Genomic DNA, 23,665 nt, shown 5'->3' with positions numbered 1-23,665 from the left:
CTTAGATGTACGGGCACATACGACGAACTGAAGCAACGTCACTTACGTGAACCATTACACAGCCGCGCAATTGACGAATACGCTTAGCAGATTTTTTGGTCAAAATGTGGCGTTTGAACGCTTGTTTACGCTTAAAACCGTTAGCAGTCGCTTTAAAGCGTTTAGCTGCACCACGGCGAGTTTTCATCTTAGGCATAACAACCTCTTTTGAACACCTGTTCGGCTCGTTTGCACCATTACAAAACGACCTGCAGGTAAGGGAGCGAGTATTCTAAAGCATCTTTGTTTAAAACAAAAGCATCTTCACCCAATAAGCGAATTTAAAGAATGATTTCGCTCTGAAATAATATCCAAGACTGAATCAAGAAAATAGCTTCAGACTTAGAACAAGGCAAAGGCCGCATAGACAAACAGATAACGTCCAATTTTAGCGATGCTGACCATCAGCAGAAAACGGGCGAAGTTTTCTTTTAATAGTCCCGCAATCAGGGTAATCGGATCACCAATGATAGGCACCCAGCTCAGCAGTAAAGACCAGTAACCATATTTTTGATAGGTCGTTTGCGCCTTGAGCATCTTGTCTGCCGAAACCGGAAACCACTTTTTATTCTTATAATGTTCAATCTTGAGGCCCAGATACCAGTTCACACACGACCCCAGAATATTCCCCAGACTGGCCACCGCAATTAACAGCACTGCATGCTGCTTGTTCTGCACTAAAAGCCCCAGCAAAACAGCTTCAGACTGTAAAGGCAATAAGGTCGCTGCACCAAAGGCCGACAGAAATAGCAGCAACAGACTCATACAGCTATTAACGGCTCAAACCCAACTTTTTCTTGGCTTTGCTGTATTCCCAACTCGACCAAATTACTGCTGCTACCATGACAATAATCCGCCCCCCTTTATACTGCTGAGTAATGGGTTCAATCGCTGCACGGAGAATTTGCTGATCTTTGGTATTCAAGGCTGCAATCACCTGATCAATATGCACAATTTCAGCAATATAAAGCACCAAACATGCAGCAATTCCAAAGAGGATACTCCAGTAAATTCGGGTATTGCTTTCAATAATCTTGGTAAAGTTCAGAAGAAAATCGTTCATATATCCATCCAATAAAAAACCACCGTAAGGGTGGCTTTATTTGCTTAAGACTATTTTAGCATAAAGGCTACAGCTTAACTGACCTGTATCGCCAGCGCTTTCTGAACTGCAGGACGTGCATTCAAGCGATCAATATATTTGGAAACCTCAGGATAATCTTCCAGGTTGATCTGCTGCCAGTCATATCGCAATAACCACGGAAATATCGCCATATCGGCAATCGAGTATTCGCCAGCCACATACTCCTGCCCGACCAGCTGTTTATTCAGCACACCATACAGACGTTTGCTTTCATTGACATAACGATCTGTTGCATAAGCAATCCGCTCAGGCGCAAAACGGCTAAAGTGATGATTTTGTCCGAGCATTGGTCCCAGACCGCCCATTTGCCACATCAGCCATTGTTCCACCTGAACACGCTTTACTTCATCAACTGGATAAAACAAACCTGTTTTTCGACCCAGATACTGCAAGATCGCGCCTGACTCAAAGATTGAAATGGGCTGACCATTCGGCCCATTCTGATCAACGATTGCCGGGATTTTATTGTTGGGAGAAATAGCCAGAAAATCGGACTGGAACTGGTCATTTTCTAGAATATTGATGGGAATAATTTGATATTCCAGCCCCATTTCTTCCAGGGCTATACTGATTTTGTGGCCATTCGGGGTGCCCCAGTAATATAAATCGATCATTTTCTTTTAATACTCCCTGCACTTGTCACGTGCGATGATGTCTCCAACATAGAGGATTTAGAAGGAAACAACAAGCCTGGAGATAAAAATTATTTTATAATAAAAATCAACATATTATTGAAATTTTATATTTTTATATTGGATATCTTGAAAATTTCAGCCACATACACATATTTATTTCTGCATAAGAATTAAGTCAGTCTTCTGCACTGTCGATGTCTGACATGACAGATCTTATTTTCTTGTTTTTATAACTTTGCTTAAGTGAGAAGGTTCTAATCATGAGTAACTTAAATCTTCATCCCTTGTTTCGTCGTAGTATTGGTTTTGATCGCCTGAATGACTTTATTGATTATGCCATGCAAAGCGATACACCGAATTATCCGCCGTATAATATCGAAAAGCATGGGGGGAATAATTACCGCATCGTGATGGCAACTGCGGGTTTTCGTCAGGAAGAACTCGACATTCGTCTGGAAAACAAGTTGCTGACCATCTTGGGGCAACCTGAAAATCAGGACAATAACGCTATCGAATTCCTGCACAAAGGAATTGTACGACGCGCGTTTAAATTGTCTTTACGCCTGGATGAGTATATTGAGGTACAACAGGCAGATTATGAAAATGGATTGCTGATCATTGACTTGCAGCGCATTATTCCAGAAGAGAAATTACCTCGACAAATTCCGATCGGCAAGAAACTGCTCATTGAAAATAGTGAAAAATCAGTGGAATAAGCTTGATTAGGATAAAAAGCAAGGTCCGAAAGGGCCTTTCTTTTTGGCTACGGATTACCTAAGCTCATTGAGGCAATACGCTTTCTGATCATTAAAATAAGCCATGAATGCGCCAGAAAATATCCTGTTTCATCAAGCCAGCCCGATCATACGCGCAACTGGATATCTGCTACTGTGCTGTCCGGTTGGAATATTCGGCATTTTCTATTTGAGCAGTATGGGTAGCAATTCCAGTTTTCTTCAAGGGCTGCTATTTTTATGGCAGGAGGCTCCTGGCTTTTATATTTATATTGGTGGCTTTCTTGGTCTTGCCGTACTTATGCTTGGAACTAAATTAAAAATTACTTCACACGCCATTTATTATACTTTGGCAGATTTCCGAATCAGCCTGTGCTTAAAACGGCACTCGGTACAGTATAGTTTTCTGAATCCGCGCTATGATTCTCTCAAAGCCCATCTCAAACGCTGGCTCTATAACATGCCAGCGCATGTCATCAGTCAACGCGATGGCACTTTGGATTTTAAATTGCACCACCCCGGTCGGATAAATCAATTTTGTCTTGGATTTTTCCGGATTCAACTGTCGATGTTTTCTCGTCAGCAGGCTCAACAGATTATGCAGGCCATACAAAGTGCCTGGAATTTCAGAGCATAAAAAAGCCATCAACTGAACACTTTTTTATACCGGGTGAACAGGTTATGGTAATAAACACGCTGTCAATTCATCCACTGTTTGACACAAATAGGTTGGTTTGGCCTCTGCCAATGCATGCGCATGGTTAAATCCCCATGTCACCGCTGCCACAGGCATACCCAAGGCTTGTGCGGAATGAATATCTGAAATTTGGTCACCAATATAAATGGCGCGTTGTGCTGAACAATGGGTATGGCGTAATATCTTTCTGATTTGTCGCTGTTTACCATAAATTGAGGCATTTGGCATAATCCAGTCGAACAGAGCAAGACGCTGTTGGCCAAGACTGGCATGACAGTTCTCCAGCGAATTGGAGGTCACGACCGCCAAGCATATACCAGCTTGCTTTAACTGTTGCAGCAATTGATCCATTCCGTCGAACACGACAGGTTGCTGGCTGTGCTGTTGCATAGTCCGTTTACAATCCAATGCTAAACGAATCGCGCTTAAACGTGACAAGCCCAACTCTCTACGAATGGTACGCGGTGGAAAAGATCTAAAATATTCAATGCGTTCAGCATTCAACTCAGCATATTGGTACTTGGTAGCATGCCGGTTTAATAAACCGATGAAGAGCGGGAAAGAATCGACCAAAGTACCATCCACATCAAAAATCACCACTTGATAGGGCAAGTGATGCTGATGATCGATCATCGAATCATTTTTAAAAAACTCTTTAACCCACTGCATCATAAAAAAAATCATTAAATAATAAACGAATCAGGCTATAACAATTTTAATCTATCTGATTGTTTTATACTCTACATTTTCTGATTTTAATAAAAAAAGCCCTGCTGATGCAGGGCTTTTTTCGCTTAATGAGAGCTTACTTTTTCTTTTTAGGACCAAGCAGCATACCCATTTGACGGCCTTCCATTTTCGGCATCTGTTCAACAGTACCGAATTCAGCCACGTCAGCTTCAATTTTTTGCAATTGAGCTAGACCCAACTGTTGGTGTGCCATCTCACGACCACGGAAACGAAGCGTGATTTTCACCTTGTTACCTTCTTCAAGGAACTTGATGATTGCACGTAGTTTTACGTTGTAATCACCAACATCAGTACCCGGGCGTAGCTTGATTTCTTTCACCTGGACTTGATGTTGTTTTTTCTTCGCTTCTTTCTGCTTTTGCTTAAGATCAAACAAATGCTTGTTGAAGTCCATGATCTTACATACAGGTGGCTCAGCATTTGCTACGATCTCTACAAGATCAAGTTCAACACTTTCTGCTGCACGTAGGGCTTCAGCTAAGCTTACAATCCCTTTTTGCTCACCATTTTCGTCTACAAGACGGACTTCTTTCGCACGAATTTCATCATTCAAGGCAGGACGGTTTGATTTGTTACCGCCCTGTTGATTACGGTCAGGCTGTTTAATCGCTGTTACTCCACAATGTACCGGCCGCGTTCGGCTACGGCTGTTTTTACTAGGTCAACGAAAGCATCGATTGACATAGTACCCAAATTTTTTCCTGAGCGGGTACGCACGTTTACTGTACCTTCCTCTACTTCACGGTCCCCAAGTACCAGTAAGTATGGAATACGCTCTAATGTACGTTCACGAATCTTAAAGCCGATTTTCTCATTTCTCAAGTCAGAAATTGCACGGATACCGTTTTCTTTAAGTTTTGCGACGACTGACTCACACGCTTCTGCTTGTGAATCGGTAATATTCATCACACAGGCTTGCACGGGTGCCAGCCAAGGTGGCATGAAGCCCGCATAGTGTTCAATCAGTATACCAATAAAACGCTCGAAACTACCAAGAATTGCACGGTGCAACATCACAGGCTGGTCACGATCGTTGTCTTCAGTTACATAAGATGCATCCAGACGTTCTGGCAAGTTGAAGTCACACTGAATGGTACCACACTGCCAGACACGGCCTAAGCAGTCTTTTAATGAGAATTCGATCTTCGGACCATAAAATGCACCTTCACCCGGTTGAAGCTCCCACTCAAGACCTGCTGCATCTAAAGCATCAGCCAAAGATTTTTCAGCCATATCCCAAAGCGCATCATCACCTACACGTTTTTCAGGACGTGTCGACAACTTCATTTGTACTTCTTCGAAGCCAAAATCTTTGTATACGTCTAGTGTCAATTTGATAAAGTCTGCAACTTCAGAACCAATCTGTTCCTTGGTACAGAAGATATGCGCATCATCTTGAGTAAAGCCACGAACACGCATAATGCCGTGTAATGAACCCGATGGCTCGTTACGGTGACATGAACCGAACTCTGCCAAACGAATTGGAAGATCACGATAAGATTTCAAACCCTGGTTGAACACCTGCACGTGACATGGGCAGTTCATTGGTTTCACCGCATAATTACGGCTTTCTGAATGCGTGGTGAACATGTTGTCTGCGTAGTTCGCCGCATGACCCGATTTTTCCCACAAGCTAAAGTCTACGATTTGTGGTGTTTTAATCTCTAGATAGCCATTGTCCTGCTGGACTTTACGCATGTACTGTTCAAGGACTTGGTAAATGGTCCAGCCATTTGGATGCCAGAACACCATACCCGGTGCTTCTTCCTGCATGTGGAATAGGTCAAGCGCTTTACCGATTTTACGGTGATCGCGTTTTTCTGCTTCTTCAATACGCTTGATATAAGCTGCAAGCTGTTTCTTGTCTGCCCAAGCTGTACCGTAGATACGCTGTAACTGTTCGTTTTTAGCATCACCGCGCCAGTACGCACCTGACATCTTGGTGAGTTTGAACGATTTCAAGAATTTGGTGTTTGGCACGTGTGGACCACGGCACATATCTACATATTCCTGATGATAGTAAAGACCCATCTGGGTCTCGTCTGGCATATCTTCAATCAGACGTAATTTATAATCTTCGCCGCGCTCGGTGAACACTTTGATCACTTCATCACGTGGCGTCATTTTTTTGATGACATCGTAGTCTTGATCGATGAGCTTTTTCATGCGCTCTTCAATCGCAGCCATATCATCTGGGGTAAATGGTTTTGCATTAAAAATGTCGTAATAGAAACCATCTTCAATGACAGGACCAATCACCATCTTCGCTTCTGGGAACAGCTGTTTAACCGCATGACCCACCAAGTGCGCACATGAGTGACGAATAATTTCGACGCCTTCATCATCTTTAGGCGTGATAATCTGTAAAGTTGCGTCTTCGGTAATTAAATCGCATGCATCAACCAGACGGCCGTTAACGCGTCCAGCGACTGTATTTTTTGCAAGACCAGGACCGATGCTTTGAGCAACTTCCATCACAGATACGGCATGATCAAACTGTTTTTGATCGCCATTTGGCAAAGTGATAATTGGCATAAGAAAATCCTTAAGGAGTGATGCCCCGTACCATGGAGCATATCACCGCGAGATTATGATCGAGGGAAAACCTCAAAAGATAAAAACGGTGGATAAATAAAAATCGATTCGAATTTTACACGGCTTGGCCGCATGATTAAACCTTTTCCCCAATAAAAATAAGATTTATCACCAAAACCATATCTGATTTAAAAAAACTTAAGCTCATTTTTTAGTTCAGAATTTTATTATTCCCGAAAAGTGTCCCATGCCATAAATTTTCTCTTGCTGTAGCTATAAAGCTGGGCAAATTGCGGAATGACAGCTTCACTTTGTGTCGGTCTCAAAAAGACATAATCATCCACTTGTAGCCCGCAGTATTTAGGCACCAAAACCATTTCCTGATTACTGCTGCGACCATACAACATATGCGGTCGACTTTTTTCAGGATAACAGTAACTTGCCTGCCAATAACCGCCATAAATAAATAATGCTTTATACGGATGTGGCAGATAATCAAGTACTTCGAGACCGGGAAGCTGACTATAAGGCAATACTTTTAGAATTGGCGCAGCAATCCATAAAGCGCAGTTCAAGGTAGAGAGATGATCCAGATCAAAATCACTGGGTTTGAGCAGCATGGAACCAAAAGACAGATCATTGCAGACACTTTGCTGGCAATGCTGCATAAAAGTAGCGCTTCCCCCACCATTCAAACACAGACCTTCATGCCATAAATAAGGGAATTGCTGCTGCAAAATAGTTTTATAGTGCTGATAAATCTGCTGCGATCGCCGATAACTTTTTTCAGGACATTTCAGTATTTTTGGCAGTTTTGCCACATGCGCATCATAACCCATCAAGCCAGACAGTTTCAGGTATGAGGAATATTGCTGAATCAGTTTAAGTAAGCCGACAAACTGTGCCTGACTGCTTACACCTCCGCGATGCAGGCCCACATCAATTTCAATATTGACATTCAGGCAAAGATTCAGGTTCTGCGCGAGTTGCAGATATTGCTTCAGACGCTCTATATCATCAATCAGCCACTGGATATTTGCTTTATTCTGACTAGAGGATTTTTGGTAAAAATGTTTTAGCGCCTGAACCGGCATGGGTTTTCCCAGCAAAATATCGGCCTGTTGAAATGTCCCTATAATCTCCAGCAGATGGGGCAAATGAAAGACCATAAAGCGCCGGGTATTCAGTTTCTCACTGGCCAGTTGAAGTAACGGGGGACTCGCCAAGGATTTTACTACCAGACGTGGTTTTAACTGCGCAGGTAATCTTGATTGTACCAGACCCAGATTATGCTGATATTGGGTCAAATCCAGAATCAGTTGCGGTGTACCAGTCCCCTGCTGTTTTAAGTCCTGCGTCAGTTGCTGAAAATACTCTGTTTGCATCGCCAAAGCCTCAGTTTCCAGATAAAAATAATTGTTTTAGGTACGGATTCAGCCATTTTTTCTGTGGATCCAGTTGCTGACGTACTCGCATAAAATCATCCCATTTCGGATAGAGATCACGTAGCGAAGCAGCGCTCATGCTATGCAACTTGCCCCAATGCGGCCGTCCCTGATATTTCTGTAAAATCGGTTCAATCAGATCAAAGATGGTCCGGTAATCCTGTTTATAAAACTGGTGAATCGAAATCGAAACCGCGTCACACTGATAAAAAGGACTCAGCCAGATATCATCGGCTTTGACATAACGAAACTCGATGGGAAAAAACATCGGCACCTGATGTTTGCGTAAAATATGCAGAATCTCGTCCAGACACTGCAATCCCGAATCGACCGGAATCTGATATTCCATTTCATTAAATCTGGTCTTACGCGGAGTTGGAAAAATTCTGGATGACCAGTCTACATAACGAGTCGGTTTGACAAATACACCGAGCAGTTTTTGCAGATAAGGATTCGTCTGGGGGAAAAGCCGTGTCAACTCGGAACATAAGGTCAATAAAGTATCTTCCGAAGGCCAGCTCTCTTGCCTCGGCTGAACGTCATCTTCTGTTTCATCCAGAGTTTTCAGCATTACTTGATCAGCATGCAGAAAAGCCCAAAACTCAATATGTCGATGCTGATATTTCCATTGCTCAATATGCGTAAAAACATCTTTTAATGAACACAAACGGATTTGTTCTTTTAATTTATAGCATGGCCGATTTTGCAGGGTAATTTTGGTCAACACCCCCAAACTACCCAGCGCTACCCGTCCAGCCTGAAATATCTCGGTATTCTGCTGGGCATCGCATTGCAGCAGCTCTCCCGCTGCAGTCAGTAATTCAAAGCCTTCCACAAAAGCAGATAAACAGGGTAAATCGATACCGGTGCCATGGGTTCCGGTGGAAATTGCACCAGCCAGACTTTGCTGGTCAATATCACCCTGATTGATTAAAGCCTGATTAATGGCTGCCAGTTCTTTACCTAGATTATATAAACGGGTACCGGCCTGGACAGTGCATTGGGATTTCGCTTGATTAAAGGCCACCACACCTGTGAACTGATCAAGATTAAGCAGTCCTTTATCTGTTTTGGCGAGTGGGCTAAAGGAATGCCCTGCACCCACTGTACGCATCTGCGCCTGGGACTTCACCAAATTTTGTAATTCATTCATTTCTCCAGGCTGAAAAATGTGAGGAGAACTCAACTGGCTTCCTGACCAGTTTCGCCATGTGGCATCTGCCTGTTGTATTTTCATTATTATTCCTTGGCTTATATAATTTGAATGGCTCAATTAGAGTAAAATACCTAAAAAATCAAACATGGGAACCCATGGGTTCAAAACATTTAAACAGGATTAAATATTTTTATTAATATTCAATTACTTAAAATTATTAAAATCGTACTCGACTAAAGCATAAATGCAAGATTTCCAAGAAGTACATATCTTTTCAGCAGGATATCAAAATAAATATAGAACGGAGTTTTACCATGGTTAGCGCATATGATGAATTACCGCGTACACCCGCGAATTTTGTAGCTTTGTCACCTTTACGCTATCTGGATCGTGCAGCTTATATTTATCCAAATCAGAATGCGATTATCCACGGAAAGCGTCGGATCACCTGGCGTGAGAAATATAACCGTTGCCGTCAGTTTGCTCACCAGCTGCAGAAATTAGGCATCGGTAAAAATGACACTGTTTCTGTCCTGCTGCCTAATGTCCCTGCCATGATCGAAGCGCATTTTGCCGTACCGATGGCAGGCGCAGTCCTCAACACCTTAAATACCCGTCTGGATGCCAAAACCCTTGCTTTCATGCTGGAGCATGCTGAAAGTAAAGTCTTGCTGGTCGACCCCGAATTTACTGCACTTGCAGCAGAAGCACTGGCTTTGATTTCACAAGACATTTATGTGATTGATGTGGCTGATGAAGAGTTTGAAGGTGAAGAGCAGCGTATTGGTCAAATCGAATATGAAGACTGGATTGCCCAAGGCGACGCAAACTTTGAATGGCATTTACCCCAAGATGAATGGGATGCCATCAGCTTAAGCTATACCTCTGGCACTACCGGCAACCCGAAAGGTGTGGTCTATCATCATCGCGGTGCTTACATTAATGCAGCCAGTAATATCATTGCCTGTGGCATGACACCCCGCGCCACCTATTTATGGACCCTGCCGCTATTCCACTGTAATGGCTGGTGCTTTGCCTGGACCATGGCGGCCAACGGCGGAACCAATGTCTGCCTGCGTAAAGTCGATGCTGAACTGATCTTTAAGCTGATCGCTGAACATAAGGTCGATTATTTCTGTGGTGCACCGATTGTCCTGTCGATGCTGATCAATACGCCTGAAGAGAAAAAGACCAAGTTTGAGCACCGGGTCGAAGTCATGGTGGCAGGTGCTGCTCCTCCTGCGGCCATTATTGAGGGTATGCGCAATATCGGCATTAATGTAACGCATGTCTACGGCTTGACAGAAACCTATGGCCCTTCTGCCCTATGTGCATCTCAGGCAGGCTGGAGTGATTTATCCATTCAGGAACAGGCGCAGTTGCACTCCCGTCAGGGCGTACCTTATCCGTTGCAGGATGGCATGAAAGTGCTTGATCCCGACACCATGCAGGAAGTACCACACGATGGACAGACCATGGGTGAGATCATGTTCCGTGGCAATATCGTGATGAAAGGCTATCTGAAAAATCCCGAAGCCACCGCGGAAGCCTTTGCAGGAGGCTGGTTCCATACTGGCGATCTGGCAGTATGCCAACCGGATGGTTATGCCAAAATCACTGACCGCTCCAAAGACGTGATTATTTCCGGTGGGGAAAATATTTCCTCGCTTGAAGTCGAGGAAGTATTATATCGACATGCGGCCGTACTCACTGCAGCAGTAGTTGCCAAGCCTGATCCACGCTGGCAGGAAGTGCCATGTGCCTTTATTGAACTTAAAGAAGGTACCCAGGCCACTGAAGAAGAAATTATGGAATTCTGCCGTGAGCATCTGGCCCGCTTTAAAGTGCCTAAGGATGTGGTGATTACCGAGATTCCAAAAACTTCGACCGGCAAACTGCAGAAATTTGTTTTACGTGAATGGGCTAAAGAACGCGCACAAGGTGAGTTCTCTTAACTCCAGATAAGCAGGTTCCCGCAAAATCTGTCCGATAAAAAAATCGTGCTAAGTTTTATTAGCACGATTTTTTATTTGAAATAACCTCTCCCAAACCCTCTCCTATAAGGAGAGAACTTTAAGGAACTTACATCTCAACCATTTCTACGCCATCAATGCGTGCCACAGTCATCAAGTCCTTATCACCACGACCTGAAACCGTCGCAATAATAATCTGATCCTTGTCCATGGTCGGTGCAAGTTTAGTGACATAAGCCATGGCATGTGCACTTTCCAGCGCCGGAATAATGCCTTCAATCTTGGTTAAATCACGGAAACCCTGTAATGCTTCAGTATCTGTAATTGGTACATAGTTCACACGCTCCATATCTTTCAGGAAGCTATGCTCTGGTCCCACACCCGGATAGTCCAAACCTGCAGAAATTGAATGGGTTTCAATGATCTGACCTTCTTTATCAGACATCAGGTAAGTCCGGTTACCGTGTAATACGCCCACATGTCCGGCATTTAACGGTGCAGAGTGCTTACCAGTTTCAATACCCAGACCTGCTGCTTCTACTCCGTACATTTTCACGTCCTGATCATTCAGGAATGGGTAGAACAAGCCCATGGCATTGGATCCACCACCGACACATGCGACCAGTGCATCTGGCAGACGGCCTGCCTGTTCCTGAATCTGACGGCGTGCTTCACGACCGATGATCGACTGGAAATCACGAACCAGTTGCGGATATGGATGTGGACCTGCCACGGTACCAATGACGTAGTAAGTTGAATCCACATTGGTCACCCAGTCACGCATGGCTTCGTTCATGGCATCTTTCAATGTTTTAGATCCACTTTCTACCGGCACAACCGTCGCGCCTAATAAACGCATACGGTAGACGTTCATCGCCTGACGTTTTACATCGTCTGCGCCCATGAATACTACGCATTCAAGACCTAAACGTGCTGCAATCGTTGCCGTTGCTACACCGTGCTGGCCTGCCCCTGTTTCGGCAATAATACGTTTCTTGCCGGAAAGCTTCGCCAGTAAGGCCTGACCGATTGTATTATTTACTTTGTGAGAACCGGTATGGTTCAGGTCTTCACGTTTCAGGTAAATCTGTGCGCCACCCAACTCTTTCGACCATCGTTCAGCATGATATAAAGGACTCGGACGACCGACGTAAAACGCCATGTCACGGTCAAATTCTGCCAAAAACTGCGCATCATCTTTCATACGAAAATAGAGCTTTTCCAAGTCTTCTAAAGCCGCCATGAGTGTTTCTGACACAAAACGTCCGCCATGAATACCGAAATGCCCGCGTTCATCCGGGAATTGGGTATAGTCAACTGCCTGACTGTTCTGGCTAGTACTTTGCTGATCCACGATGGACTCCTTGCATAAAGCGTTCTATGAGTTGTTGGTCTTTAATACCTTTTGCGGACTCGACACCGCCACTCACATCCACGGCATACGCCTGTGTGGTGAGAATTGCCTGTTCGATATTGTCAGGATTTAAACCGCCTGCCAAGATCAAGGGAATATTGAGTTTGGGAAATGTATCCCAATCGAAGCTGTGCCCTGTGCCACCTTTCAGGTCAGGATGCCATGCGTCTAACAGTACTGCACTTGCGCCTGCATCTTGATAACGCTGAATTTCTGCAACCACATCCAGATCAGGTTGCACCTGAATGGCTTTATACCAGCGGCGCCCCACCTGCTGGGCGATGGCCTGACATTGTTCAGGCGTTTCATCACCATGAAATTGTAAAATATCCAGTGGAACAGTTTTCAGAATATCCTGAATTTCATCTGCGCGACTATTTACAAATAAACCTACGGCCTGCACATAAGCTGGAACCGCCCGGATCAGGATTTCAGCCTGCTCTAAAGTGACATGCCGCGGACTCGGTGGATAAAATACAAATCCTATCGCATCACAGCCAGCATTGACTACGGCATGTACATCTTCAACTCGGGTGATTCCACAAATTTTGGCACGGGTTCGCATATTATGTTGGCTCTATATCTACCAATGTATTGAACAATCTATAAGATTGGGGCAAATCATTGTAATGCAATTTTCCTGACTTGCGTAAAGTTCATCCGGATTATTCTTGATGCAGATTGTGTATCCGCCATCCTGACTTTATACTGCGCTCACTTTGCAGCAAGTCCAAGCCTTCAGGCTTTAGGGAAGCTGGTGTAAATCCAGCACTGCCCCCGCAACGGTAAAAAATGAAACGTATCTCAATTTAAACCCTTCGGTTTACACCACTGCATCTTGATGTGGGAAGGTGGATATACAGCAAAGTCGCTGCTTTGCACATTTAAGTCCGGAAACCTGCTTGTTGTGTTCTATAACTCAATCATTCACGGGGAAGTGAATGTATGGAGCATTTCATGTCTATTCAATTTCAACCTACTGCCTTGGTAGGTGCGATCGCACTTGCGTTGGGTACCACTTCATCTGTTCATGCCACCGAGCAAAAAGTTGCAAAAGCATCTTTAGATACCATTGTAGTCACTGCGACTCGCTCTGGAGAAAAAATTGAAAATGTGCCAGCGCGTATTTCGATTATTGAACCTGCAATTCTTGAGCAGTCACCTCTTAAAGCACTACCAGATTTACTAAAAACAGACCCAAGTATTAATGTCGTGCAATCGGGTGGTTATGGCCAGCAAACTTCTATTTTCTTACGCGGCACCAATTCCAATCAAGTTTTGGTACTACGTGATGGTGTTCGTTTAAATACAGCCACCACAGGTGCAGCGTCTATTCCATTTTTAGACACCACAGATCTTAAACAGATTGAAGTCTTAAAAGGCCCTGCATCTGTGCTTTATGGTACAGATGCAATTGGTGGTGTAGTACAGTTTGTAACAAAAACGCCTGAAAAAACAGGTGCCTTTGTAACAGGTGAAATTGGCGAGAATCAAACCTACAAATCAATTATTGGTGCTGACTTGGCAGAAAATGGGGTGTATGCACAGATTCGCGGTCAGGTTTTAGAAACTGATGGCACACCTGTATTCAATATCAATGACAACCGTAACTACAGTTATGATCAAAAAGGCTATAGTGCAAAATTCGGTATTGAAAAAGAGCGTTATGCAACATCACTCGATTACAGTCAAAATTCAGGAAATGTGCAATACAGTAATTGGGGTGCATTTTCCAGCCAAGATTTTGAAAATGAAATTGTAAATTTAAAAGGTCGTATTAACCCAACACAAACTACTGAAATTAATGCACGTCTATCTCAGTTTAAAGATGACTTAGATCAGGTCACCTCAAGCAGCTTTGTACATAGCACCACGCAAGAAGCAGAAATCTATGGCAAATGGAATTTCACAGCAGCACAAAATGTTTTACTGGGCATTACCCAGCGTAATACCGATGCAAAAACCCAGGCTCTTGATGAAGACATTAATTCAACAGGCTACTATATTCAGCATCAATATCAGACAAATAGCTTAAGCACGCAGGTGGGTGTGCGTATCGAAGATAACGAAAAATTTGGCTCACATACCGTTGCACAAGGTGGTATCCGTTATCAACTGCTCCCTAATACCAGCATTTATACCAATATTGGTTCAGCATTTAAGGCACCAACTTTAAATGATATGTATGCTTTTGGCGGCAATGATCAATTGAAGCCTGAAGAAAGCATTTCGTATGAAATGGGGATAGATCAAAAACTTCCATTAAATATTTTGGCAGGTGCTTCCGTTTTCTATACGGAAGTCGATAATTTAATTAATTCGATATGTATTATTGATTGTGGAGAAGGATGGTTTCCAACGACCGTTTACCAAAACCAGAACATTGATGAAGCCAGGATGACTGGCGGCGAATTGACGGCACAATGGGCAAAAGATCAGTTCTTTATTAATGCCGGTTACACTTATATCAAAACTGAAGATACGAAACAGAATTCAGAGCTATTACGTCGCCCTCGTCAGTCATTCACTGTATCGACAGGTCTACAAAATGCAGATTACGGTTTAAGTGCTGCACTGGTAGCAAAATCGAAAGCGAAGGACTCTAGTCGTGATATTCCAGGTTATGCACGTGTTGACTTAAATGCCTATTGGAATATAAATCCAACTGTTAAACTGTTTACTAACATTGAAAATGTCGGTGATGTGAAATACAAAACTGTACATAGCGCTGGCGACCAGTACTATGTGAACGGTGGCCGACTCGCTTCTGCGGGTGTGACCTTTAAATACTAAGTTCAATCTTTTTAGAAATACTTTTGAGAATCATGTCATGCCTATGGCATGATTCTTTTTATATTCAGCATTTAAAAAATCAAGGAATTCAAATGGGTCACCGTTTAAGTAAAATCTACACGCGCACAGGCGATTCGGGTACTACAGGGCTTGGTGATGGCTCACGCGTTGCCAAAGATGACTTGCGTATTACCGCGCTGGGTGATGTCGATGAGCTGAATGCCGTAATTGGCGTATTACGCGCGCAGATTTCTGCAAGCACTATTGAAGATAAAACTCCTTGGGATAAATCCCTAAGTCTGATCCAGCACTGGCTATTTGATCTGGGTGGTGAAGTGTGTATTCCAGGTTTTAATCTGGTGCAACCGGTATCGATTGAGTTTCTGGAAAATGATATCGACCGTATGAATGAAGCTTTGCCGATGTTAAAAGACTTCATTCTGCCTGCTGGAACGCTGGTGTGCAGCTTTGCCCATCAGGCTCGCGCAGTCTGTCGTCGCGCCGAACGCAGCGTGATGTCAGTCCACCACCGTGACCAAAATATTCAGGCTGCATCGCTACAACTGCTGAACCGTTTATCGGACTGGTTATTTGTCGCATCACGTACCCTGCAACGCGCTGAGGGGGGTTCTGAAGTGCTTTGGCAAAAAAATATCAATGACAGCATCGAAAAGTAAAATCAGCTTCCAGATTAGCATCTAAAAATACGCGTCAGATATGTCTTGATTTTATAGGGCATCTGACGAAAATAGATAGTGTCATCCTCCTGTCACGTAGCCCTCGCAAAATGAACTTAACTTTCCCACTCATGAGCATCTTATGCGCATAATTGGACATCGTGGTGCACGTGGCGAAGCCCCTGAAAATACCTTGGGCGGTTTTCAGTATATTCAGGAAATCGGCATTCGCGCCGTTGAGTTTGATGTTCGTCAACTCAAAGACAATGCTTTAATCATCATGCATGACGACAATTTTGTTCGTACCACCGGCTTGCAGAAGCCTTTGTATGAGTGTAACCGTCAAGATCTTGTCCAATATAATCATGCAGTCAAATGGTCACAATGGAATAAAATCGAAGCCACTCCGCTCCTTGATCAAACCTTAAATGTCATTCGAAATTTTGAACATATTGAAGTGGAAATCAAAAGCGTTGACTCCGAAGCAGCCGCCGAAAAAATAGCATTAGAAGTCGAACAACAACTGCAAGGCTATGAGCAGGCAGCTATTGTTACTAGCTTTGATGCGAAAATCCTGAATGCTTTGAAACAGCAAAACTCCCGCTTAAAACGCGGTTTGTTGATTGAAACCGATGTCAAACACCAAGCCATTGATCAGGCGCTGGAACTGGGATGCTGTCATATTGGCTGGATGAATGAACTGGTTAGCCAAGACCTGATCCAAGCTACGCAGGCAGCCGAGCTAAATATCAGTGTCTGGACGGTCAATGATGTGACGCGTGCCAAGCAGCTTCGGGACTGGGGTATTCAGGGCTTAATTACAGATTATCCAAAACTGATGCTGCAACAGCTTTAAAGTACTAGCCTCATTTACATAATAAATTTGCAGTTATCTTCTTGTTTATATCTTTACCCTCATCAATTTTTTAAAAATAGAGAATCTGCTTAAACTTATGCTAAGTCTAGGTTAACTTAGGTTTATTTTCCGCATCTGTCTGCAAACTGATATGCAATCTTGTAGAAATTATGAACAACCCTTTGAGCTATCCTAACCCAAAAATAAAAAAATAAAAGGTTGATGATCCTCAGTCACTTAGGCAGAAATCAGGGTTTATCCAGCTTGGAAAAATGGCAGTTTTTGCCGGCTTATTCCAAGACTCACAAGTACAATACAACCGTACAATAATGCTAGTGCAGCCCTAGACCACATGCTAATATGAACAAGATAGGCTGCTGTTAAAACGAACAGCGGTTTCTGCTTATTGTTAAAACCTTTCGAGGTTCTAGGAGTGCTGTTGGAGATGAATGCTCCCTTACCCAAAGCCCCCATCAACTGGATTGCTGTGTTTGCCTTGGTATTTTTACCAATCGTAGCCCTGATTGCGATTCCGTTGTATGCGTATCACCATGATTTTAGTGTTGCCGCTTGGATCAGTATGTTTGTTTTACTGGGCGTAAGCAGCCTTGGCATTACAGCAGGATACCATCGCCTGTGGGCACATCGTGCTTATGAAGCCACCTTACCATTAAAGATCATCTTGATGATCATGGGTACATTTGCAGTACAGAATAGTATTTTATTCTGGGCATCTGGTCACCGTACCCATCACCGTCATGTTGATGACGTGGAGCAAGACCCGTACTCGATCAATCGAGGCTTCTGGTATGCACATATCGGCTGGATGTTACGTGATTATCCATCCGGTGTAGCCAACTACAAAAATGCGCCAGATCTGTTGAAAGATAAAGTAGTGATGTTTCAGGACAAATACTACGTTCCATTAGTGATTGCCGTTCATGCCGCAATTTTATTACCTATTGGCTTGATGGTAGGCGATGTCTGGGGTGTATTGCTGTTAGGCGGATTAATGCGTTTAATCCTGAGCCATCACGTCACGTTCTTTATCAACTCGCTGTGCCATATGTGGGGAAATCGTCCATATACTGACGAAAATACTGCGCGTGACAATTTTGTACTTGCAATCGCAACTTGGGGTGAGGGTTATCATAACTATCACCACATTTTCCAGTACGACTACCGTAACGGCGTGAAATGGTGGCAGTATGATCCAACCAAATGGTTGATCTGGACCTGCTCTAAACTCGGTTTAGCAAAAAACTTGCGCCGTATTCCTAGCTTTAATATTAAAAAAGCGGAATTGGCAATGAAGTTTAAATATGCTGAACAGGATCTTGCAGTTTATGGCCATGACGTTTCTGAAGACATCTCGACAGTAAAAACCAAGATTGCACAGGAATATGATGCTTTTACCCAAACTTTAAATGACTGGGCGAAGTTGAAAGAACAGGAAATTCAGGTCAAGAAAGCATCGATGGCTGAAAAAATTCACCAGATGGATGACAAATTGAAAGTTGAGTTCCAGCTGGTAGAACAACGTCTTTCCCATCACCGTGAGACCTTGAACTTACTGGTTCGTAATTTGAAAAAATCTGCAGTTTCTCAATAAAAACCTGTAAAAACGAAAAGCCCCACTCGGGGCTTTTTTTATGCTGAAAGATAACGTGAACTCTCGCTTATACAACAGTTTTATACAACTATCTTTGTTATAGTCAACCTATTTCAATCCTGTACTGATGCCATGTATTTTAATTCTCGCTATCAAACACTTCCGTCCTGTCTCTATCATCATCAGCTTCCCCTTCCGTTAAAAGGCGCAAAAGCCGGACATTTTAATGCTGCATTGGCAGAACAGCTGCAATGGTCGGACGAAGACAAGGCACAATGGGTCGAGATTTGTAGTGCTCAGAAAGTCTTTGCTGAGTTTGAACCCTTAGCCATGGTCTATGCAGGCCATCAGTTTGGACAATGGGCAGGACAGTTGGGAGATGGTCGCGGGCTGCTGATTGCGCAAATTCTGGATAAAAATAATCAGACCATTGATCTACATTTAAAAGGTGCTGGGTCTACGCCTTATTCGCGTATGGGAGATGGTCGTGCGGTGCTGCGTTCAGTGATCCGTGAGTATCTGGCAGGTCATGCCTTGAATGCTTTGGGTGTCGCATCCAGTAATGCAGTTGGATTCACCTCGTCCACGCAGGGAATTCAGCGCGAGAAGCTTGAGCCGGGCGCGATGATGTTGCGCACTTCGGATTGTCATATCCGTTTCGGTCATTTCGAGTGGATCAATCAATATCAACCAGATGTATTAGCTGAGTTCACGCAAAAATGTATTGAGTGGCATTATGCCGAATGTCTGCAAGCTGAACAGCCAATATTAGCCTTTGCCACCAAAGTCATTCAGCGCACTGCCGTCATGATTGCCAAATGGCAACTGGTCGGTTTTGCACATGGCGTGATGAATACCGACAACCTGAATATTACCGGCTCAACACTCGACTTTGGCCCTTATGGTTTTATGGAACGTTTCCGTCCGAACTGGATTAATAACCATTCCGATTATCAAGGCCGTTACACCTATCAGCAGCAGCCCAGTATCGGACACTGGAATTTATGGATGTGGTTGAATAACCTCATTTCGCTCTGCCCTATAGACTATGATAAAGAACAATGGAAACAAGATCTGTCCCAATGTCTGGAACACTATGAACCAACTTTCCTGGAACATTATGAACATGGTTTAAACCAGAAAATGGGGTTGCCAAGTTTCCATAAAGACAGTTTTGACTGTGCAATGGTATTCCTGCGAATTTTGCAAAGTGAGCAACTGGACTACACCCAGAGTTTTATCCGGTTGCAAAATAAAGACTATGAAGCCCTTAAAGATGATTGCTTGGACCGACGCCAGTTTGAAGCATTCCTGGCGCAATATGAATCTATCCGTGAACACCAGGATATAGAAGAATTGGATGCCGCCATGCAACTGGCCAATCCGCATTATATTCTGCGAAATCATATGGCACAGAAAGCCATTGAACTGGCAGAGCGGGATGATTTTTCTGAAGTAGACCGCCTGTTTAAATTATTGAGTCAGCCTTATCTGAAACAGTCAGATCTGGAACAGCCTGAAGATTTAGCACCATTGCCAAGTGATGTGCCAGAAGTAATGGTCAGCTGTTCTTCTTAATTTATTCACATCTAAAATAAAAACTGTGGATAATTTAAACACTATCCACAGTTTTTTTATTTATTCACAGCTTATGACCTTACACACTCTTACTGCCCAAACTGCTTTAAAACTTCCTGAAGTAACAGTCACCCAGCCTTTTGGCAAGGGCTGTGATGTTTATAAAGTCATGGATAAAGTCTTTATGCTGACTTTTCATTTGCAAAGTAAAGCTGCCATTAATTTAAAAGTCGAGCCTGAGCACGGTGCAATGCTGCGGGATATTTATCCATATATTCGTACTGGCTGGCATATGAATAAACAGCATTGGATTTCAGTTTACGAGGAGGAAGATCTGGATGAATCTTTGATTAAAGATTTGGTGCTGAATTCTTATGAGTTGGTTGTGGCAAAATTGAAGAAAGTTGAAAGACAGAGAATTTCTCTATTAAATACTAAAAATTAAATAACCTAATACTTCAAGAATAAAATTTCATTGCTCATGTGAGGATGCATGTCAAATATAAAAATGATAGGGATTGCTTTAACCATACTAGTCTTAATCTATCTATTTCCTCAATTCACCAAACCCACTTTAAGCAAGGAGGAACGCTTAGCGCAATTCTCCCCTCCAGGACTCATCACAGATTATTTTAACCGTACAGGGGTCGCTCTTGTTAAAAATGAATCGTCTCATTTTCAAAAATTTAATAATCAAATTTATTACTTTTTCCCCATTCCACTTGCTCGATATGGCGTTCCCATTCCAGAAGCGGATGTAAACTCATTTAAAACATTGGCTCAACATTTCCATTGGAAAGATTCTTTTGATCAAGATCAAAATCGAAGAAAAAATATAGCCCTAGATAAGAACAATGTGTATTGTGGATTTCAAAAAATTCCTAATCTAAGCCCTTCTCGTTTAATTTATCTGGGAGGGGGCTATCTGACTGATCATCAAAATACTTATTTTTGTGATTGGAATTTTAGGGCAAGTTCAGATTCGATCGATCCTACTTTATCTGAAAAAATAGATTCGATGTTATTGGGGAGAAAAATTGCAAAATCAGGATACCACTACCCTCTATATCAGTTAAAAAATGGTAAGCAAAACTATAAGCTAATAATTAAAAATATCGTGACGAATGGTGAATCGACTTATGTTGAAGGACAACAGTTAAAATCAACAGATCCATATCACTTAAGATATTTAACCTCCTTTCAACCCCATGAAAAAATCTGGCAAGAAAACAGCTATATCACAGATCAAAAAAATGTTTTTTATAAACATGAAATTTTAGATTTAAATTACAATGACGCTTTAAAATCCATTCCATTTGACTTCGAAATTTACTTATATGACCCACTAAGCGATCGCTATTTTTATCAATCACATAAAATTGATTATCCAAATCTAAAGATAATTAAAAAAGATGACAATCATACCTTTTTCCCAATTTTTACTTCTGAGGATCAAATCGCTTTTTTTAATACTCAAAAGCTTCAACTTGAAGTCCTCAACAAAAATCCCTTTATCTCAGACCTTCACAGATTATCCCCAAGTGTATTCAGTAATGGTAAGCACATTTATTTTTTTAGAAAATATCAAACCTTCTCAAGCACTTTATTCATGTTTTTTTCTGAATTATGCTCAACAACTTCAGAAATTAGAATGCTAAACAATATGCCCTTCTCTCAATGGAAAAAAGAGGAAGATGTGTTCATTCAGCATCCCTTATATAAAGGGATTTCGCTCAAAGGGAGTTTTTGGATATATAGAAATCGAATTTTTTACCTTCCAGAATATGGAAGCTGGACTGAATCTGTGTTTGAGGTGAGGCAGAGCACTACAATTGATCAATTACGTAAAAATCAACTGAGCTACCCTCAGGCAGAAGAATTGTTAAAAAACAAGGACATATTCAAGCCAGTAAAAGGTAAAAAATTCAGTAAAATTAAGGATGTTCAACGTTTTTGCTTTAAAAATATTTTGTCCTAATGTCATTTGACCCCCAACCGAATGTGTATTGATGTAAGGCATGACTATTTAACGATGAACTTTTATCAACTGAAAAATTAAATTACTTAGGAACATTTAAGCTGTACTTGAATAAACTGATCATATATTTTTAAACTAAAGCTAGAATTTTAAATTAAATAACTATGAAAACTCGCAAAGTATTAGCTTCGCCTATAAAAACTGATCGTCTAAATTTACGTAAATTTCAGACTGGGGATGAAAATTCTCTCTTTACTGAATATTTCGGAGACTGGGAAGCGAGCAAATACCTCCAGAGAATGCCACATAAAAATATAAGTCAGACAAAAAACATGTTGGAAAATTGGTGTGGGGTCAACTGGGAAGACCCAGATAAAAATTTTGCCTGGATTGTTAGCGACAAGAAAACGGATTTGGCTCTGGGAATTGTATTGCTTTTTAATAAAGAGAATTGTGGGGAAATCCACTTTGGACTAGGAAAAAAATTTCAAGGACAAGGATTCATGCAAGAGTCACTAAAAGCTGTAATTACCTATTTAAAAAATAATAGCACTCTTGAAAGAATTGAGACTTTTTGTAATGCAGAACATAGCAGATCAAAAAGCGCCCTGATGAAATCAGGTTTCACCCAAACAGGCATTTTAAAAAATTGGGCAAGATTTCCTTTAATCGGTGAGGATACTAGAGACTGTATTCATTATTATATTGAAATAAATTAAAATATTGATAGCCAACAGTTTTTCGCACTCAATCAGAATCTAAAAAAGTAATAAATAATTTTCAGAATAAGTTCTTAACCATCAAAAACCCTAGGTTTCAGAACCCTCTAAAAATGATCCAGGAGGCATTATACAAGTGTCCTGTTCTTTTCATAAAATCAAAAGAATAATGCTTTATAAAAAAAGCGAATAAGTACTCACCCATTCGCTTCTCTTAAACATTAAAAACTTAATCAGTCTTCAGGATATTCAAAACGGTAACCGACCCCATACACCGCCTGAATCCACTCATGACGGTTACCGGTTTCAGCTGCATCGGAAATCTTGCGGCGCAGGTTTTTGATATGACTGTCAATGACCCGGTCTGCGACATCAAAACTGTCCGGATTGATATGATCCAGCAATTGCGCACGAGAATAGACCTGTCCAACATGTTCCAGGAATAATTCCAGTAAACGGAATTCAGTCGGTGTCAGGTTCAAAGCTTTTTGCTGGTACCAGATCCGTTGCTGGGATTTGTCCATGCGGAACAGGTCATTGCTTTCCGGTTCTGATTTACGGTCCAAACGACGTAACACAGCCTGTACCCGTGCTACCAGCTCCTTTGGACTAAATGGCTTACAGATATAATCATCAGCCCCCATATTCAGCCCCAGCACGCGATCAATCTCTTCGGTACGCGCGGTCACCATGATAATTGGCAAATCTGACTGTTCTCGTACTTTACGGCAAATGGTCAGACCGTCCATACGCGGCACCATCAGATCCAGAATCATCAGACTCGGTTTACGCTGGGTAAAGCTGTTATATGCTTCCTGCCCATCATGAAACATACTGACCTCAAAACCAGCAGCTTCCAGATAGTCTCGCACCAACTGTGCGAGTTCGATTTCATCTTCAACCAGCATGATATGTTTCATCAATATATTC

Annotated in this window: 23 protein-coding genes and 1 riboswitch; of the genes, 11 read left to right on the top strand and 12 right to left on the bottom strand. The window is 42.4% G+C overall.

Annotated features, from left to right (window positions below; all coding sequences use genetic code 11):
* Position 1: 1 nt before the first annotated feature.
* The 4 genes from rpmI to AY607_RS08275 all read right to left on the bottom strand — a co-directional run bounded on the left by rpmI (position 2) and on the right by AY607_RS08275 (position 1,797).
* Entirely contained in the window at positions 2-196 is a 195-nt protein-coding gene (gene rpmI / locus AY607_RS08290) for a 50S ribosomal protein L35 (protein WP_004278281.1), read from the bottom strand.
* 185 nt (positions 197-381) lie between these two features.
* A complete protein-coding gene (locus tag AY607_RS08285) occupies positions 382-804 on the bottom strand; it encodes a YqaA family protein (protein WP_004278284.1) in 423 nt (140 codons plus the stop codon).
* A gap of 7 nt (positions 805-811) precedes the next feature.
* A complete protein-coding gene (locus tag AY607_RS08280) occupies positions 812-1,102 on the bottom strand; it encodes a hypothetical protein (RefSeq protein ID WP_064094717.1) in 291 nt (96 codons plus the stop codon).
* A 74-nt stretch (positions 1,103-1,176) separates the two neighbouring features.
* The gene (locus AY607_RS08275) at positions 1,177-1,797 is read right to left on the bottom strand and encodes a glutathione S-transferase N-terminal domain-containing protein (protein ID WP_064094718.1); all 621 of its coding nucleotides are present in this window, start codon (positions 1,795-1,797) and stop codon (positions 1,177-1,179) included.
* Between the two features lie 281 nt (positions 1,798-2,078).
* Here AY607_RS08275 and AY607_RS08270 point away from each other — a divergent pair, with 281 nt between their 5' ends.
* Positions 2,079-2,534, top strand: coding sequence for an Hsp20 family protein (locus AY607_RS08270; RefSeq protein ID WP_064102315.1), 456 nt, complete (start codon positions 2,079-2,081; stop codon positions 2,532-2,534).
* A 103-nt stretch (positions 2,535-2,637) separates the two neighbouring features.
* Positions 2,638-3,189 carry a hypothetical protein gene (locus tag AY607_RS08265; protein WP_064102314.1) on the top strand — a complete coding sequence of 184 codons (552 nt, stop codon included), beginning with the start codon at positions 2,638-2,640 and terminating at the stop codon, positions 3,187-3,189.
* A 42-nt stretch (positions 3,190-3,231) separates the two neighbouring features.
* Here the strand turns inward: AY607_RS08265 and AY607_RS08260 are convergent, their stop codons facing one another.
* From AY607_RS08260 to AY607_RS08240, 5 genes are all read right to left on the bottom strand, one after another.
* Complete coding sequence (locus tag AY607_RS08260; protein ID WP_171255294.1) at positions 3,232-3,921, bottom strand: HAD hydrolase-like protein; 690 nt, start codon at positions 3,919-3,921, stop codon at positions 3,232-3,234.
* Positions 3,922-4,054: 133 nt separating this feature from the next.
* Positions 4,055-4,552: a translation initiation factor IF-3 gene (infC, locus tag AY607_RS08255; protein WP_004647518.1), complete on the bottom strand. Its 498-nt coding sequence runs from the start codon at positions 4,550-4,552 to the stop codon at positions 4,055-4,057.
* Positions 4,553-4,611: 59 nt separating this feature from the next.
* Positions 4,612-6,534 carry a threonine--tRNA ligase gene (gene thrS, locus AY607_RS08250; protein ID WP_064094723.1) on the bottom strand — a complete coding sequence of 641 codons (1,923 nt, stop codon included), beginning with the start codon at positions 6,532-6,534 and terminating at the stop codon, positions 4,612-4,614.
* Positions 6,535-6,761: 227 nt separating this feature from the next.
* Positions 6,762-7,919 carry an alanine racemase gene (locus tag AY607_RS08245; protein WP_064102313.1) on the bottom strand — a complete coding sequence of 386 codons (1,158 nt, stop codon included), beginning with the start codon at positions 7,917-7,919 and terminating at the stop codon, positions 6,762-6,764.
* A gap of 10 nt (positions 7,920-7,929) precedes the next feature.
* The gene (locus AY607_RS08240; RefSeq protein ID WP_064102312.1) at positions 7,930-9,216 is read right to left on the bottom strand and encodes a D-arabinono-1,4-lactone oxidase; all 1,287 of its coding nucleotides are present in this window, start codon (positions 9,214-9,216) and stop codon (positions 7,930-7,932) included.
* Positions 9,217-9,449: 233 nt separating this feature from the next.
* Here AY607_RS08240 and AY607_RS08235 point away from each other — a divergent pair, with 233 nt between their 5' ends.
* Positions 9,450-11,090 (top strand): acyl-CoA synthetase, encoded by a 1,641-nt coding sequence (locus tag AY607_RS08235; protein WP_064102311.1) that lies wholly within the window; start codon positions 9,450-9,452, stop codon positions 11,088-11,090.
* Positions 11,091-11,217: 127 nt separating this feature from the next.
* Here the strand turns inward: AY607_RS08235 and trpB are convergent, their stop codons facing one another.
* Entirely contained in the window at positions 11,218-12,462 is a 1,245-nt protein-coding gene (trpB, locus tag AY607_RS08230) for a tryptophan synthase subunit beta (protein ID WP_064094727.1), read from the bottom strand.
* Positions 12,443-13,087: a phosphoribosylanthranilate isomerase gene (locus AY607_RS08225; protein WP_064102310.1), complete on the bottom strand. Its 645-nt coding sequence runs from the start codon at positions 13,085-13,087 to the stop codon at positions 12,443-12,445. The genes trpB and AY607_RS08225 overlap by 20 nt, the downstream gene beginning before the upstream one ends.
* Before the next feature lie 144 nt (positions 13,088-13,231).
* A riboswitch (cobalamin riboswitch) is annotated at positions 13,232-13,443 on the top strand.
* A 36-nt stretch (positions 13,444-13,479) separates the two neighbouring features.
* Here AY607_RS08225 and AY607_RS08220 point away from each other — a divergent pair.
* The 8 genes from AY607_RS08220 to AY607_RS08185 all read left to right on the top strand — a co-directional run bounded on the left by AY607_RS08220 (position 13,480) and on the right by AY607_RS08185 (position 22,735).
* Positions 13,480-15,315 carry a TonB-dependent receptor plug domain-containing protein gene (locus AY607_RS08220; protein WP_064102309.1) on the top strand — a complete coding sequence of 612 codons (1,836 nt, stop codon included), beginning with the start codon at positions 13,480-13,482 and terminating at the stop codon, positions 15,313-15,315.
* Between the two features lie 92 nt (positions 15,316-15,407).
* Positions 15,408-15,992 carry a cob(I)yrinic acid a,c-diamide adenosyltransferase gene (locus tag AY607_RS08215; RefSeq protein WP_064102308.1) on the top strand — a complete coding sequence of 195 codons (585 nt, stop codon included), beginning with the start codon at positions 15,408-15,410 and terminating at the stop codon, positions 15,990-15,992.
* Positions 15,993-16,134: 142 nt separating this feature from the next.
* A complete protein-coding gene (locus AY607_RS08210) occupies positions 16,135-16,848 on the top strand; it encodes a glycerophosphodiester phosphodiesterase (protein ID WP_064102307.1) in 714 nt (237 codons plus the stop codon).
* Between the two features lie 445 nt (positions 16,849-17,293).
* Positions 17,294-18,460: an acyl-CoA desaturase gene (locus tag AY607_RS08205; RefSeq protein WP_064094732.1), complete on the top strand. Its 1,167-nt coding sequence runs from the start codon at positions 17,294-17,296 to the stop codon at positions 18,458-18,460.
* Positions 18,461-18,592: 132 nt separating this feature from the next.
* Positions 18,593-20,038 (top strand): protein adenylyltransferase SelO, encoded by a 1,446-nt coding sequence (locus AY607_RS08200; RefSeq protein WP_064102306.1) that lies wholly within the window; start codon positions 18,593-18,595, stop codon positions 20,036-20,038.
* A gap of 73 nt (positions 20,039-20,111) precedes the next feature.
* Positions 20,112-20,483 (top strand): MmcQ/YjbR family DNA-binding protein, encoded by a 372-nt coding sequence (locus tag AY607_RS08195; RefSeq protein ID WP_064102305.1) that lies wholly within the window; start codon positions 20,112-20,114, stop codon positions 20,481-20,483.
* Between the two features lie 48 nt (positions 20,484-20,531).
* Positions 20,532-22,016, top strand: a complete 1,485-nt coding sequence (locus AY607_RS08190) for a DKNYY domain-containing protein (protein WP_064102304.1) — start codon at positions 20,532-20,534, stop codon at positions 22,014-22,016.
* A gap of 164 nt (positions 22,017-22,180) precedes the next feature.
* Positions 22,181-22,735 carry a GNAT family N-acetyltransferase gene (locus AY607_RS08185; protein WP_064102303.1) on the top strand — a complete coding sequence of 185 codons (555 nt, stop codon included), beginning with the start codon at positions 22,181-22,183 and terminating at the stop codon, positions 22,733-22,735.
* Positions 22,736-22,968: 233 nt separating this feature from the next.
* Here the strand turns inward: AY607_RS08185 and AY607_RS08180 are convergent, their stop codons facing one another.
* Positions 22,969-23,655, bottom strand: a complete 687-nt coding sequence (locus AY607_RS08180) for a response regulator (protein ID WP_064094738.1) — start codon at positions 23,653-23,655, stop codon at positions 22,969-22,971.
* Positions 23,656-23,665: the final 10 nt, after the last annotated feature.

The sequence above is a fragment of the Acinetobacter sp. SFA genome (assembly GCF_001647535.1).
In the GTDB taxonomy this organism is placed as follows: Bacteria; Pseudomonadota; Gammaproteobacteria; order Pseudomonadales; family Moraxellaceae; genus Acinetobacter; species Acinetobacter pecorum.
This window is presented reverse-complemented; position numbering and strand designations above follow the sequence as displayed.